Here is a 13,271-nt window from a genome sequence, read left to right as displayed (position 1 = left end):
TGGCGATCCGCGCGCCGTCAGTCCGAGGCGATCTGAGCCGTGCCGACCAGGACCTCTACGTCCAGGGCGGCGCGGCCGCGGCCGATCTCTACGTCCTTGGACTGGCCGGAGACCGCGCCGGTCCAGGTGACGCGGCCGAGTTGGGCCTCGGTGTGGACGTGGACGTCGGAGCCGCGGCGGAGCGCGACCTGCGCCGTACCGGACTCGACGCGGACGCGGGAGCGGCCCTTGGTGATCTGGGCGTCCAGGTTCGCCGAACCGGCCTGGACGAGGACGTCGATCGGGCCGTCGACGTCGGACACCTTCGCCGTACCGGCGGTGACGCGGACCCGGCTCAGACCGGGCAGGCGCTCGGCGTTGACGCTGCCGCCGGTGACCTCGACCTCGACCTGGAGCTGCGGGTTCACGCGGATCGACAGTTCCTTGGCGAGGCCGTTGACGTGCGCCTTCAGGTCGGTCGGGTTGCGCAGCATGCTGAAGCCGTCGATCGAGACGCCCATGTCGCCCTCGCTGCTGATCGCGAGGGTGTCGCCGTCGCGCTTGATCACGTGCGGCCCGTCGACGGCGACGCCGTTCACGGCCGGCTCGCCGATCAGCCGCACCCGCCGCCCGATCGCCCGGACGGTGACCCGCTGCACGCCCGACGGGATCGGCACGTTGCTGTGCTCCTCCTCGACCGGCTCGGCCTCCTCCACAGCCGGCTCCACAACCGCCTCGGCGGCGGGCTCGGGAGCACGTTCGGCAACGGGTTCAGCAGCAGGTTCGGCAGCAGGTTCGGGAGCGGGTTCGGCGACGGGTGAGTCGACGGCGTCCGCCCAGACCTCCGGGGACGCGAGGTCCTCGGCGGCCGGCCAGTCGGTCGAGTTCCGGGGCGGGGCGTCCTGGGTCCCCTGCTCGGCAACCGGCTCCTTGGCGCCCGGCCCATCAGCGGTCGAGGTGTCACCGGCGTCGGCGGCCGGCTTGATGGCGGCGATCAGGGTGGTGGCCTCCTCGGTGGACAGGTGGCCGTTCGCGACGCGGTCGAGGATGGCCTTGACCTTCTCGTCGTAGCTCTGGTTGCTCATGTCCCCAGTCCAGCACCCCACCGGTCCGAAACCAATCGGGGATCGCCCCGAAAAGCAGTAGTGCGGACCCCCGGAAGGATCCGCACTACTTCATCTATCACCGCACAGCCCGGGAGGGCTGGTTGTTGTCAGGCGGCCGGAGTCATCTCCTCCGACGCCAGTTCGTCCTGTACGGCGGCCAGTTCCGCGGCCTCCCGTTCCTCGACGGCCCGCCGGGCGCGCAGGCCGCGCAGGCCGGTCAGCGCGATGACCAGGCCGAGTGCCGCGATCCCCGTCACGACGCCGAGGCCGGACTTGTACGCGGACAGCACCCCGGTCGGTGCGGTGACGCCGACGGTCTGTCCGCTGATCACCGCGGTCACGATCGCGAGGACCACTGCGCCACCTACCTGGTTGGAGGTGTTGAACAGCCCGGAGGCCAGCCCCTGCTCGTGGTCCGGGACCCCGGACACGGCCTGGATGTTCAGCGACGGGAACCCGATCGCGAACCCGAGACCGAGCAGCATGATGGTCGGGAACACGGTCGAGAAGTACGCCGACTCCGGGCCGATCCGCAAGCTGAGCGCGTACCCGGCGACGAACAGCGCCATCGCGACGATGATCATCTTCTCGGTGCCGACCCGGTCGACGATCTTGCCGACGTTCGGGGACAGCGTGGCGACCAGCAGGCCGGCCGGAAGGAAGCCGAGCGCGGTCTCGAACGACGACCAGCCCAGCAGGTTCTGCAGGTACAGGGTGCCGATCAACTGGAAGGCGACGTACGAACCGAAGACGGTCAGGATGGCCAGGTTCGCCCGCCGCAGCGAGGCGTTGCGCAGGATGCCGAGCCGGACCAGCGGGTGCTTGGTGCGCTGCTCGATCGCGACGAAGCCGGCCAGCAGCACTGCCGCGAGCGCGAACAGCCCGATGGTCTGGAACGAGGCCCAGCCGGCGTGCTCGGCGCCGACGACCGCGTAGACCAGGGACAGCATGCCCGCGGTGACGGTGACCGCCCCCGGCACGTCGTACCCGCCGGCGGCGTCGTCGCGCGGGCTGTTCGGGATCAGCTTGATGCCGAACAGCAGCACGATCAGGGCGACCGGGCCGGGCATCAGGAAGGTCCAGCGCCAGCCGACCTCGGTCAGCGCGCCGCCGAGGATGAGGCCCATCGAGAAGCCGCTGGCGGCGCAGGTGGTGAAGATGCTGAGGGCGCGGTTGCGATCCGGGCCCTCGTGGAAGGTCGTGGTGATGATCGAGAGCGCGGCCGGGGCGGTGAACGCCGCGGCGACACCCTTCACGAACCGCGCCGCGATGAGCAGTTCGGGGTTGCTCGCCAGTGAGCTCAGCATCGAGACGGCGGCGAAGACGGCCAGCGCGATCAGGAAGACGCGGCGCCGGCCGAGCAGGTCGGCGGTCCGGCCGCCGAGCAGCAGCAGACCGCCGTACCCGAGCACGTAGCCGGTCACGACCCACTGCAGCGAGGCCAGGGAGACGCCCAGGTCGGCGCCGATGGACGGCAGGGACATGCCGACCATGGACACGTCCAGGCCGTCGAGGAAGATCACGCCGCAGACCACCAGAAGTGCGCCCCAGAGGCGCGCGTCCCAGGTCATGCGGGCCGGTGATGTGGTGTGCGTTGTTTCGGTCACGAGCAGACACTATTGCATGCGTGTGCATCTAATGTCTAGGCATTAAATGCGTTTGCATAGATTGCGCGTGCATGCTATGGTCGGCTCCATGACCGCTACGAAGGTCAGTGGTGGGACTGGTGAAACCACCGCCGATGTGCGCGAATGGCGCGAGCTGCTGGCTCGCCATGCGGACCTGACCTGCGCCCTCGACCGCGCGCTGCAGGCCGGCCACGCCCTCGGCATGAGTGAGTACGAGGTGCTCGAGCGGCTCGCGGAGCTGCCGGAGCACTCCGCGAAGGTGGCGACGATCGCCAAGTCCGTGCACCTCAGCCAGAGCGCGCTGTCGCGCGTGATCGGCCGCCTGGAGGTCGCCGGCCTGGTCGAGCGGCACATGTGCCCCGAGGACCGCCGCGCCGTCAACGTCCGGCTGACCGACGAGGGCCTGCGGCGCCAGACCGAGGCCCAGCCGACCCAGCGCCGGGTGCTCGCCCAGCGGCTGCACGCGCCGCTGGTGAAGACCTGTGAGCCCGTACCCTCAGTGGATGCCTGAGGCGCTCGAAGAAGCACGCGAGGTCATCGCCGACCTGCACCGGATCGTGACGCCCAACGGCGTCCAGGAGAACTGTCAGTTGCGCGCCGGCGGTGTCGACCACTGGGTCTACGCCCGCGGCCGGGACCGCTCGAACCCCGTGATCCTGTTCGTCCACGGAGGACCGAAACGATCGCCGACACCCTCACGATCGCGCGGTACGTCGCCGACGCGATCGAGCTGGCCGAGCAGATCAGAGACCGGTACGGCGCGGAGAAGCTGGTCCTGATCGGCCACCTGACCTACGTACGTCCGCTGGTCAGTTGAGGGTGTAGGTGTAGTCGTGGTGCAGGAGGCCGGCGAGGATGCGGTCTCGGTGGTCGGGGCCGCGTAGTTCGAGTTGGAGCGCTACTTCGACCTCGTCGAGGGTGAGACCGGCGGAGACGCGTTCGTGCACGACCTCGATCAGGTTCGCGTCCTGTTCGGCCAGGCGTTCGAGAAGCTTGGCGAGGCCGCCCGGCGTGTCGGGGATTCGTACTCGCAGGGAGAGGTAGCGGCCGGCTGCCGCCATGCCGTGCCGGATCACCCGCATCAGCAGCAGCGGGTCGATGTTGCCGCCGGAGAGCACCGCCACCACCGGCGGTTCGAAGCTCGACGGTTCGTCCAGCAGCGCCGCGACCGCCGCCGCGCCGGCCGGTTCGACCACGAGCTTCGCGCGTTCCAGGATCAGCAGCAGCGCCGTCGACAACGACTCCTCGCCGACGGTGCGTACGTCGGCGACGTACCGCTGGACGATCTCGAACGGTACGTCGCCGGGCCGGGCGACCGCGATGCCGTCGGCCATCGTGGTCATCTCGGTGAGGGTGACCGGTTCGCCCGCCGCGAGTGAGGCTGGGTACGCCGCCGCACCGGCCGCCTGCACGCCGAGCACCTCGATCGGGATGCCGTCGCGCTGCATCGCCGAGGCGATCCCGGCGAGCAGCCCGCCGCCGCCGGTCGGTACGACGACCGTGCGGACCTGCGGGCACTGCTCGACGATCTCCAGCCCGGTCGTGGCCTGGCCCGCGACGATGTCGGGATGGTCGAACGGATGGATCAGCACCGCACCGGTCCCGGCCTCGAACGCACGCGCCGCGACCAGGCAGTCGTCGATCGTCGTACCGCCGAAGCGGATCTCCGCGCCGTACGCCCGGGTCGCCTTCTCCTTCGGGATCGCCGCGCCCTGCGGCATGAACACCGTGGCCTTGATGCCGAGCAGTTGCGCCGCCAGCGCGACCCCCTGCGCGTGGTTGCCCGCGCTCGCCGCGACGACACCGCGGGCGCGCTCCGCCTTCGACAGCCGTGCCATCCGCACGTACGCCCCGCGCAACTTGAACGACCCGGTCCGCTGCAGGTTCTCGCACTTGAGGAACACGTCACCGCCGACCAGTTCGCTCAACCACCGCGAGTACTCCAGCGGCGTCGGCGCGACCACGTCGTGCAGCAGATCGGCCGCCCGAGCAACATCCTTGGCATCGATCACGGCCTCACCCTAGTCAGAAAAAGCAGTTGCACCGGGTACATACGCTTCAGCAGGTGGAAGTCACCGCTGTCGTCGTCCGTCCGACCGATCAGGCTGTCCTGATGCTCCCGTCGGGGCTCCCCCGGCTCGAGGTGCCGGACGAATCCTGGTTCCCGGACGTCGAGCCGGTGCTGCAAGCCTTGCGGGAGCGGCACGACATCGAAGCCGTCGTACTCTCCTGCCTCTCGACGGATCCGATCACCTACCTGATGCTCCCCACAGGTGAGGCGCCGGCCACCGCCCGCTGGGTCCACGACCACCCGGTGAGCTCGTCGGACCTCCCTGACTGGACACGTCCGGAGTGGTACGGCGAAGCGCCGCGGTGGATCGCAGAGCGGCTGAAGGCCACAGGCCCCTGGGCGCAGTTGAAGTCGTGGGGCCTCTCGAACGTGCTGCGCATCCCGACCGCCGACGGTGACGTGTACTTCAAGGCCGTCTCCCAGGCGTCGACCGCGCCGGGCGCCCTGCCGTTCCTGTTCGTGAACGAGCCGCTGTTCCTGCAGCGCATGGCGGCCGACCGCCCTGGCGAGGTCCCGGCGCCGTTGGCGATCGACGAGCAGCGCTCTTGGATGCTGCTGCCCGATCTGGGCTCGCCACTGGCCGGCGAGACCGACGTCTCGGTCTGGATCGATGCCGTCCGCAACCATGCTCGGTTGCAGCGCAGCTACGCCACGGAGCCCGGGCGGCTGCTGGAGTTCAGCTGCGCCGACCGGCGGTTGACCGTCCTCGACGAGGAGCTGAACCGGCTGCTCGAACCGAACTCGCTGACGACCCGGATCGACGAGGCCGAGCTCGCGCCGTTACCGGATCGGGCGAAACAGTTGCGTGAGGCAATCGTCGAGCTGGCCGAGATCGGGGTACCGGAGACGTTGCTGCACGGCGACCTGCATCCGCGCAACCTGGCGGTGCGGGACGGAAAGGTGCTCGCGTTCGACTGGACCGACGCGGCGCTGGCGCACCCGTTCCTCGACCTGGTCACGTTCGTGCAGAAGGAGTCGCCGCTGTCGAGCGACCCACGGGTGCTCGACGCGTACCTGGGCGAATGGGAACAGTACGCCGCGCCGGCCGACCTTCGCCGGGCGCTGGCACTCGCCGAGGAGCTCGGCGCGCTGTACCAGACGCTCACGTACCTGCACCTCGTCGATCACCTGACCGGCCCGAGCCGGGAGTCGATGACGAACGGTGGCCTGTTCTGGCTGCGAAAGCTGCTAGCGGTGCAGGACGACTAGCTGGTTGCGGAGTCCGCGGCGCACCGGCGGGTCGAGGTAGCGGTCCCAGTCGGGGTGGCGTTCGCCGCGGAGCTTCGCGTAGTGCGCGAGGGCTTCGGACAGCGCGGATTCGCGGAGATACCCGCGGGCGAGCGGCTGCTTGCCGCGGCCGTTCGGACGGGGCCGGCGCTCGTACGCCGCGTTCGCGGTGAAGATCCCGAGCCCGTAGAAGACCGTGAGCAGGTCGGTGAGCGACTCGTGGTCGGGGCGCCGGACGAGCGAGATCCGGCCGCTGCCGAGCAGCAACTCGTGGCCGGCCTCGTGGGCGTACGTGGCGATCAACGCGACCGGATCGGCCGCCAGCGCGGGTGCGAGCAGAATCTGGTTCTGCCCGTTGGTGCGGATCCAGCGCCCGGACTGCTCCTTCACCACCAAGCCGTTCACAGGGCGCCGTACGCCGTCCAGCGCGAAGCTCAGCCCGCACTGCCCCGGGCGCAGGTCCATCCGCGCGTCGATGCGGCCGCACAGCTCGGTCGCCGCGGCCACGCTGCCGTCGTACCCGTCCGGGATCAGGTCGGACGGCAGCGCGATCGGCCGGAGCAGTACGTCGCGCCCGAACTCGGCCACCAGCCAGTCCATCGACGCCCGGATCCAGCGCCGGCTGCCGCCCGGCAACCGTTCGCGGGGCGCCTTCAGGTGGGACCGCAGCTGCTGACTTCGCCGGATCATCCCGATCGGATTCCTCACCCGCCGGATCATGCCTGTACGACGTCGCAGCGAAACCTCCCGGTTCCACTGCGTCACCAGGGGTTGCCGTCAGGGCAGCGGTGCGCCTTCCTGGATCGCGGCGAGCTCGGCGTCCTTCACCAGCGTCGCGAGCCGCGCGAAGGTGCGGATCCGGACCGCCCGGTCGACCTCGGCGGGCATCACCGGCAGCAGCGACTCCGGCCACAACAGGTGCCGCCGGAAGGTGTACGCCGCGAGCGCGTCGCAGGCGCCGCGCTCGCCGAGATAGCCGAGCGTCTGCAGCGCCGAACGCCGGCCGGGGACGCGCTCGACCGCCTGGTTGGCCAGGAAGATCCCGAATCCGTGGAACACCGCGAACAGGTCCGTCAGCGCCTCGGTGTCCGGCCGGCCGCGGTCGATCAGGTGATAGCCCCAGAGCACCTCGTGCCCGAGCTCGTGGGCGGTGGCCGCGACCACGGCCGCCGGGTCGGCCAGGGTGCTTGCCGACAGCATCACCGCGGTCCCCCGGTGCCCGCCGCTGCGCAGATCCAGCCAGGCCGCGCGCGATCCGCTGCCGGCCGGCGTCGACCAGATCGCCTCGGCTCGCCGGCTGAGTTCGGCCCGGCGGACCGGGTCGGTCGCGGCGCGGATCGCCGTACAGCGCTTCACCTCGGCGTGCAGTTCGCGCTCCGCGAGTACGCCGATCTCGGCCGCGAACCCGGCGGCGGCCAGCACATCCACCTCGGCCGGGGTCATCGTTGCCCTGAGCCCCGACACCGCGACCGGGTCGCGGCCCTGCTCGGCGTGCAGCCGGTGCACGGCGGCGCTGCGGGCCGCCGCACGGACCTGTTCCATCCGGAAGCTGAACCGGATCCGGTCGTCGGGGACCTCCATCCACGCGCAGACCTTCAGGCAGAGTTCGCGCGCCGCGTGCTCCGAACCGTCGTACCCGGCCGGCACGAACTGGCTGGGCAGAACCGGTCGCCGGCGAAGCGGCTCGACCCCGAACCGGCCGATCAGCCAGTCCAGCGAGTTCTCGATCCACTGCTCCGGCCCACCGGGCAGCAGGACCTTCGGTCCGTACAGCTGCTCGCGATGTCGTTGCCGGCGCCGCCACGCACCGATCAGATTCATACCGGAACTGACGCGGCCGCACGCGGCCCCGTTCCATCGGCAGTGTTGCGGCTGGATCACCAGCCCAAGACAGTCGGCGGGCCGCCGATCAGCTCTTCCAGCCGGGCCACGAAGCGGGCTCGCGGCTCCGGATCGAGAGCCTGGTGCCAGTGCGGGAGGAGTGGCCCGTCGCGGACCAACTGGTGCTGCCGGAAGCGATACACGGCGAGCGCTTCGGCGACGGCGTGTTCACCGAGGTAGCCGAAGGTCTCCACGGTCGGTGTGCCGAGCGTCTTCTCGTCGAGGGCCGCGTTCGCGTGCGCGATCCCGAACCCGTGCAGCACGGCGTACAGGTCGGTCAGCGGTTCGCGGAGCGGGCCGGCGGCGCCCGGTACGTCGGAGGACAGCAGGACCTGGTGGCCGAGCTCGTGCGATGCCGCCGCGATCAGCACGGTCGGGTCGGCGAGGAGGCCGGAGCCGAGCATCACCGCGGTGTGGCCGGGCAGCAGCTCGACGCCCGGCAGGCAGTAGGTCAGGTCGGTCCAGCGCCCGGCGGCCGACGCCTCGGCGGCGGCGGTTCCGGGGTCCGGGCGATCGGGTCGTCCCTCGAGCTCGGCGCGGCGGACGGGGTCGGGCTCGGCCGCGATCTCCCGGCAGCGAACCAGCTCGGTCAGGAAGTCGAGGAACGCGAACCGCTGGATCTCCGGCAGCAGGCCGTCGCCGTCGGTGCCGTCGCGAACGCCGCACTCGACGAGCAGCTCCTCGAACCGGTCGCCGGTCTCGGCGCCTGGCATCCGCGCGTACGTCCGGACGGCGGCGACGTCCTCCGCGGCCGCACCGCGGAACGCCGGCAGGGACCGCGCGACGTACGCGTCGACAAGAGTTGCCGCCAGCAACTGTCCCGCCTCGACGACCTGCTCCAGCTGGAAACTGAACCGGATCCGCGTCGACGGGATACCCATCCGCTCGCTCACCTTCAGACACAGCTCACGAGCGGCTTCCGGCGACCCGTCGTACCCGTCCGGCACGAACTCCCCCGGTACGACGGCCGGCCGCCGCAACCCGTCCGTCCCGCAGTGCCCGACGAGCAGCCCCAACGCCTCCTCGACCCACCGCCGCGCCCCACCCGGCAATTCGACCTTCGGCGCCCTCACCAGATCTCGGAAGGACATGTCCATGTCAGGTCCGACGGTGCCGACCGGTGTCATGGTTCCGCGCTATTTGAGGAGGAGTTTGCCGAGGCGGCGGGAGGCGACGTACATGCCGAGGGCGCCCATGGCGGCCAGGTAGAGCGCGTGGACCAGGAGGAACCAGTCGACGGTGCCGGTGCTGAAGGCGCGCTCCAGGACGACGCCCTGGTAGAGCGGGGTGATCTCGACCAGCCAGCGGATCGCCTCGGGGTAGGTCTCGACCGGGTAGAACGTCGCCGAGAACAGGAACATCGGCATGATCGCCAGCTGCACGAACTCGAAGTCCTGCCAGCTGCGCATGAACGTCGTCAGCGCCATCCCCGCGCCGGCGAACGCGAACCCGATCAGCACCGCGGCGGGCAGCGCGAGCAGCGCCCACCATGACGAGATCAGGCCCATGAGCAGCATCACGACGATGAACATCGCGGAGTAGATCGCGCCGCGCAGCAGCGCCCACGTGACCTCACCGGTGGCCACGTCCCACGGCCGGAGCGGCGTCGCGAGCATCGAGTCGTAGAGCTTGGCGTACTTCATCCGGAAGAAGATGTTGTACGTCGAGTCGAAGATCGCGCCGTTCATCGCGGAACTGGCCAGCATCGCCGGCGCGACGAACGCGGCGTACGCGATCTTCGTGCCGTCGGACAACGTGAAGTCGCCGACCAGGTGCGCGACGCCGACCCCGATCGAGAGCAGGTAGAACACCGGCTCGAAGAAGCCGGACAGGAACACCACCCAGGACCGCCGGTAGAGCAGGAAGTTCCGCTCGACGATGTGCCGGCCGCCGCCGAGCCGCACCGGAACCGGCAGCACGCGGGCCGCGATCGTCGCCATCAGCCGACCAGCCTTCGGGTGAAGCCGCGGACGGCGAGCCAGGTGCCGACGACGAACCACGCCAGCAGGTACGTGACGTTGAGGAGCGCGAGCCAGGGGTCGACCGTGCCGAGACTGAGGCTGCGGCACAGATCGACCGCGTGCCACAGCGGACTGACGTAGGCCAGCCACTCGATCCAGTCCGGCAGCTGCGAGACCGGGAAGAACGCCCCGGAGAACAGGAACGCCGGCACCACACCGAACCGGAACACCATCGCGAACCCGGAGTCGTTGTCCAGGATCGTCGCGTACGCCGCGATCGGGCTGGCGACCGCCATCCCGACGAGCAGCGCGACCGGCAGACCGAGCACCCCGAGCGGCGACTTCAGCCCGCCGAACAACGTGATGATCACCAGGAACACCGCGCACGACGTGAACACCCGGAACGCGATGAAGCCCAGCTGTCCGTAGACCACGTCGGCCGGCCGCAGCGGCGTCGCGATCATCGAGTGGTAGAACTTCTGCCACTTCAGCCCGCTCATCACCGGGTACGTCGCCTCGCCGACCGCGATCTGCAGCGCGGTGGCGGCCAGCAGGCCCGGCGCGATGAACTGCAGGTAGCTGACGCCGCCGAGCGCACCGGTCCCGTTGCTGTCCACGAACGAGCCGAGCCCGATCCCCATCGCGGCCAGGTAGAGCATCGGCAGCAGGAAGCTGCTGATCATCGTGCCCTTCCAGGTCCGCTTGTAGACGGTCAGCCAGTAGTCGAACATCCGGCGGCCGTTCTCCACTGCGAGCGCCATCTCAGTCCACCAACGTCCGGCCGGTCAGGCGCAGGAACACGTCCTCCAGGGTCGAGCGGCGGACCAGCACGGCGGCCGGCTGCAGACCGCGCTCATGGACGGCGGCGACCGCGCGCTCGCCGTCGTCGGTGTAGAGCAGCAGGCGGTCGGGCAGCACCTCGATGCGCTGGGCCAGGTCCTCGACCTTGCCGGCCAGGGCGTCGTGGTCGGCGAGCATCACGTCCGGCCCGAACCGCAGCTCGGTCACCTCGCGCGTCGAGTAGTCGCGGATCAGGTCGGCCGGGGAGCCCTCGGCCGCGATCAGGCCGCCGTCCATCACCACCAGCCGGTCGCACAACTGCTCGGCCTCGTCCATGTAGTGGGTGGTGATGATCAGCGTGACGCCGGCTTGTTTGAGCCGGAACAGCTTGTCCCACAACAGATGCCGGGCCTGCGGGTCGAGGCCGGTGGTCGGCTCGTCGAGCAGCAGCAGGTCGGGCTTGCTGACCAGCGAGCGCGCGATCGTCAGCCGGCGCTTCATCCCGCCGGACAGCTCGTCGACCTTGACCTTCGCCTTGTCGGTCAGCGCCACGAACTCGAGCAGCTCGTCGGCGCGGCTGCGGCACTCGGCCCGGCTGAGACCGAAGTACCGCCCGTAGATCGTCAGGTTCTCCCGGACGGAGAGCTCGGTGTCGAGGGTGTCGTCCTGCGGGCACACGCCGAGTCGCGCGCGGATCGCCGGGCCGTCGGCGGCCGGGTCCAGGCCGAGGATCCGCAGGGTGCCGCCGCTGGTCGGCGAGACCGCGCCGATCATCCGCATCGTCGACGACTTGCCCGCGCCGTTCGGCCCGAGGAAGCCGAAGGCCTCGCCCCGCCACACGTCCAGGTCGATCCCCCGCACGGCCTCGAAGTCGCCGTACGACTTCCGCAGGCCGCGGACATGCACCAAGGACTCCCGCTGCTCGCTCACCTGACCGACACTAGACGGACCGTCGGACAGTTTCCTCCTCGTTTCGCCGGTACCCGAGCCGCTTCACCGCGTACGCCCGCTGCTCCGTCACCCTCTCCCGACATAAGGCATGCCGGCCGCCATCACCGTCAGCGTGGGTACGGCGACCGACGTCGGCAGCTCCGCGATCCGCACGACGAAGTCGGCCACGATCTTCGGGTCGAAGGTCGGCTCGACCGCGATCGAACCGTCCGGCTGCAGCACGCCCTGCTCCATCCGGGCGGTCATCGCGGTCGCGGCGTTGCCGATGTCGATCTGGCACGCCGTGATCCCGTGTGCCCGGCCCTCCAGTTCGAGGCTCTTGGTCAGACCGGTGACGGCGTGCTTGGTCGCGGTGTACGCGATCCCCTGCGGCCGCGGCACGTGCGCCGAGATGGACCCGTTGTTGATGATCCGCCCGCCCTTCGGGTCCTGCCGCAGCATCACGTCGTACGCCGCCTGCGCGCACAGGAACGACCCGGTCAGGTTGGTGTCCACCACCCGCCGCCAGTCCTCCTCCGCGACGTCCTGCACGGCCGCAACCGGTGAGCCGATGCCCGCGTTGTTCACCAGGACGTCGACCCGCTCGAGTCCGCCGAAGAACTCCCGCACCGCAGCACCGTCGGCCACATCGAGTACGACGTGTCGCACCGCCCCGCCCGCAGCGTCGACGGTCTCCTTCAGCTTCGCTTCTGTCCTGCCGGTCACCCACACCTGGAACCCAGCCGCCGCCAAGGCCAGCGCCATCTCCCGCCCCAGCCCTGACCCGCCACCGGTAACTACTGCGACCCTCGTCATGCCGCCACCCTTCTGCCTCGCCGGACTGCCGTCCAGGATGGCAGCAACGCCGCGGCGATCGCAGTGAGGACCAGCAACTCCAGCCAGACGCCCTTGCCCAGCGGAGGCACCAGTTCCTCCGTCAGGTTCCAGGCCGCGTGCACCAGGATCGCGGCCGGCACCCCGCCCCGCAGACGCTCGCTCACGAACAGCATCACGAACGTCAACGGGAACAGCTCCAAGAAGAACGTCAGTCCCTGCTGGGGGAACAGCCCGTCGTCGTACTGACCTGTGCCGGGCAGAAAGTACAGCGGCACGTGCCAAAGACCCCACGCCGCTCCCAGCACCGCGGTAGTCCCGAGCGGCCCGAAGTACGCACGCAGCCGCGGCTGCACGTACCCGCGCCACCCGAACTCCTCCGACACCGGCCCCGCCAGGAACGTGTACGCCGCCGCGCCGAGCACCCCTCCAGCTCCCGCGACGACCGAGGCAGCATGATCCGGCAACGCTGGGAGGTCTCCCACCAGCGCCGAGGCCACCAGCGGTGGCAGCGCACCCAGTACGACCGCGGCGACCGGCCACGGCAACGACCACCGGACTACCCGCCGCCGCTCGCGGTGCAGCAGCCACATCGCCAACGCGGCCAGCGACGGTCCCGCGGCCGCCAGCGCAAAGACGAGCGCGCCCGCACCCTCGTTCGGATCGGCCCCCAGTACGCCGAGGGCTCCCCACGGCACCCAGGTGAGAACCAGACAGATGACCCCGAACTCCACCAGCCGCCGTTTGATCACCGCCACAGCCTCGTGGCGGTACGGCGGTCGGACGAGGGTGCTGGACCGACCATCGCGGGGAGGCCAGCACTACCTCGCGTCACAAAACGCCGGCCTGCGCCGTCGCATTAGTGCCCACACCC

Annotated in this window: 14 protein-coding genes; 3 read left to right on the top strand and 11 right to left on the bottom strand. The window is 70.2% G+C overall.

Going from position 1 to position 13,271, the window contains the following annotated elements; genetic code table 11:
- Window positions 1–17 precede the first annotated feature (17 nt).
- Together ABZX12_RS38645 and ABZX12_RS38640 are read right to left on the bottom strand one after the other, a co-directional pair.
- A complete protein-coding gene (locus ABZX12_RS38645) occupies window positions 18–1,064 on the bottom strand; it encodes a hypothetical protein (RefSeq protein WP_355700432.1) in 1,047 nt (348 codons plus the stop codon).
- Between the two features lie 128 nt (window positions 1,065–1,192).
- Entirely contained in the window at window positions 1,193–2,692 is a 1,500-nt protein-coding gene (locus ABZX12_RS38640) for an MFS transporter (protein ID WP_355700431.1), read from the bottom strand.
- An 88-nt stretch (window positions 2,693–2,780) separates the two neighbouring features.
- Between ABZX12_RS38640 and ABZX12_RS38635 the strand changes: the two genes are divergently transcribed.
- Both ABZX12_RS38635 and ABZX12_RS38630 read left to right on the top strand, forming a co-directional pair.
- On the top strand, window positions 2,781–3,224 hold the full coding sequence (locus ABZX12_RS38635) for a MarR family transcriptional regulator (RefSeq protein WP_355700430.1): 444 nt from the start codon (window positions 2,781–2,783) through the stop codon (window positions 3,222–3,224).
- A complete protein-coding gene (locus tag ABZX12_RS38630) occupies window positions 3,217–3,492 on the top strand; it encodes a hypothetical protein (RefSeq protein WP_355700429.1) in 276 nt (91 codons plus the stop codon). Before ABZX12_RS38635 ends, ABZX12_RS38630 begins: the two co-directional genes overlap by 8 nt.
- A 30-nt stretch (window positions 3,493–3,522) precedes the next feature.
- On the opposite strand, the gene ilvA is transcribed toward ABZX12_RS38630, so the two are convergent.
- A complete protein-coding gene (ilvA, locus tag ABZX12_RS38625; protein WP_355700428.1) occupies window positions 3,523–4,725 on the bottom strand; it encodes a threonine ammonia-lyase in 1,203 nt (400 codons plus the stop codon).
- A 53-nt stretch (window positions 4,726–4,778) separates the two neighbouring features.
- On the opposite strand from ilvA, the gene ABZX12_RS38620 reads away from it, so the two are divergent.
- A complete protein-coding gene (locus tag ABZX12_RS38620) occupies window positions 4,779–5,993 on the top strand; it encodes an aminoglycoside phosphotransferase family protein (RefSeq protein WP_355700427.1) in 1,215 nt (404 codons plus the stop codon).
- Here ABZX12_RS38620 and ABZX12_RS38615 read toward each other — a convergent pair.
- The 8 genes from ABZX12_RS38615 to ABZX12_RS38580 form a co-directional block, all read right to left on the bottom strand.
- Window positions 5,973–6,719: a hypothetical protein gene (locus ABZX12_RS38615; protein ID WP_355700426.1), complete on the bottom strand. Its 747-nt coding sequence runs from the start codon at window positions 6,717–6,719 to the stop codon at window positions 5,973–5,975. The two genes, ABZX12_RS38620 and ABZX12_RS38615, sit on opposite strands and share 21 nt — an antisense overlap.
- A gap of 69 nt (window positions 6,720–6,788) precedes the next feature.
- Window positions 6,789–7,832 carry a hypothetical protein gene (locus ABZX12_RS38610; protein WP_355700425.1) on the bottom strand — a complete coding sequence of 348 codons (1,044 nt, stop codon included), beginning with the start codon at window positions 7,830–7,832 and terminating at the stop codon, window positions 6,789–6,791.
- Between the two features lie 56 nt (window positions 7,833–7,888).
- Window positions 7,889–8,965, bottom strand: coding sequence for a hypothetical protein (locus ABZX12_RS38605; protein ID WP_355700424.1), 1,077 nt, complete (start codon window positions 8,963–8,965; stop codon window positions 7,889–7,891).
- A 63-nt stretch (window positions 8,966–9,028) separates the two neighbouring features.
- Complete coding sequence (locus tag ABZX12_RS38600; protein WP_355700423.1) at window positions 9,029–9,832, bottom strand: ABC transporter permease; 804 nt, start codon at window positions 9,830–9,832, stop codon at window positions 9,029–9,031.
- Window positions 9,832–10,614 (bottom strand): ABC transporter permease, encoded by a 783-nt coding sequence (locus ABZX12_RS38595; protein WP_355700422.1) that lies wholly within the window; start codon window positions 10,612–10,614, stop codon window positions 9,832–9,834. The genes ABZX12_RS38600 and ABZX12_RS38595 overlap by 1 nt, the downstream gene beginning before the upstream one ends.
- Window position 10,615: 1 nt before the next feature.
- The gene (locus ABZX12_RS38590) at window positions 10,616–11,563 is read right to left on the bottom strand and encodes an ATP-binding cassette domain-containing protein (RefSeq protein WP_355700421.1); all 948 of its coding nucleotides are present in this window, start codon (window positions 11,561–11,563) and stop codon (window positions 10,616–10,618) included.
- An 87-nt stretch (window positions 11,564–11,650) separates the two neighbouring features.
- A complete protein-coding gene (locus ABZX12_RS38585) occupies window positions 11,651–12,379 on the bottom strand; it encodes an SDR family oxidoreductase (RefSeq protein ID WP_355700420.1) in 729 nt (242 codons plus the stop codon).
- The gene (locus ABZX12_RS38580) at window positions 12,376–13,149 is read right to left on the bottom strand and encodes a type II CAAX endopeptidase family protein (RefSeq protein ID WP_355700419.1); all 774 of its coding nucleotides are present in this window, start codon (window positions 13,147–13,149) and stop codon (window positions 12,376–12,378) included. Before ABZX12_RS38580 ends, ABZX12_RS38585 begins: the two co-directional genes overlap by 4 nt.
- Window positions 13,150–13,271 lie beyond the last annotated feature (122 nt).

Source organism: Kribbella sp. NPDC003505 (assembly GCF_040610875.1).
Lineage (GTDB): Bacteria > Actinomycetota > Actinomycetes > Propionibacteriales > Kribbellaceae > Kribbella.
Note: the sequence above shows the minus strand (reverse complement) of the source record. Positions and strands in the feature narration are given on the sequence as shown.

Excerpts from the sequence above, each read along its gene's own strand:
- ABZX12_RS38585 (WP_355700420.1), bottom strand. The coding sequence starts at position 12,379 with ATGACGAGGGTCGCAGTAGTTACCGGTGGCGGGTCAGGGCTGGGGCGG.
- ABZX12_RS38600 (WP_355700423.1), bottom strand. The coding sequence starts at position 9,832 with ATGGCGACGATCGCGGCCCGCGTGCTGCCGGTTCCGGTGCGGCTCGGC.
- ABZX12_RS38635 (WP_355700430.1), top strand. The coding sequence starts at position 2,781 with ATGACCGCTACGAAGGTCAGTGGTGGGACTGGTGAAACCACCGCCGAT.
- ABZX12_RS38610 (WP_355700425.1), bottom strand. The coding sequence starts at position 7,832 with ATGAATCTGATCGGTGCGTGGCGGCGCCGGCAACGACATCGCGAGCAG.
- ABZX12_RS38645 (WP_355700432.1), bottom strand. The coding sequence starts at position 1,064 with ATGAGCAACCAGAGCTACGACGAGAAGGTCAAGGCCATCCTCGACCGC.
- ABZX12_RS38630 (WP_355700429.1), top strand. The coding sequence starts at position 3,217 with ATGCCTGAGGCGCTCGAAGAAGCACGCGAGGTCATCGCCGACCTGCAC.
- ABZX12_RS38595 (WP_355700422.1), bottom strand. The coding sequence starts at position 10,614 with ATGGCGCTCGCAGTGGAGAACGGCCGCCGGATGTTCGACTACTGGCTG.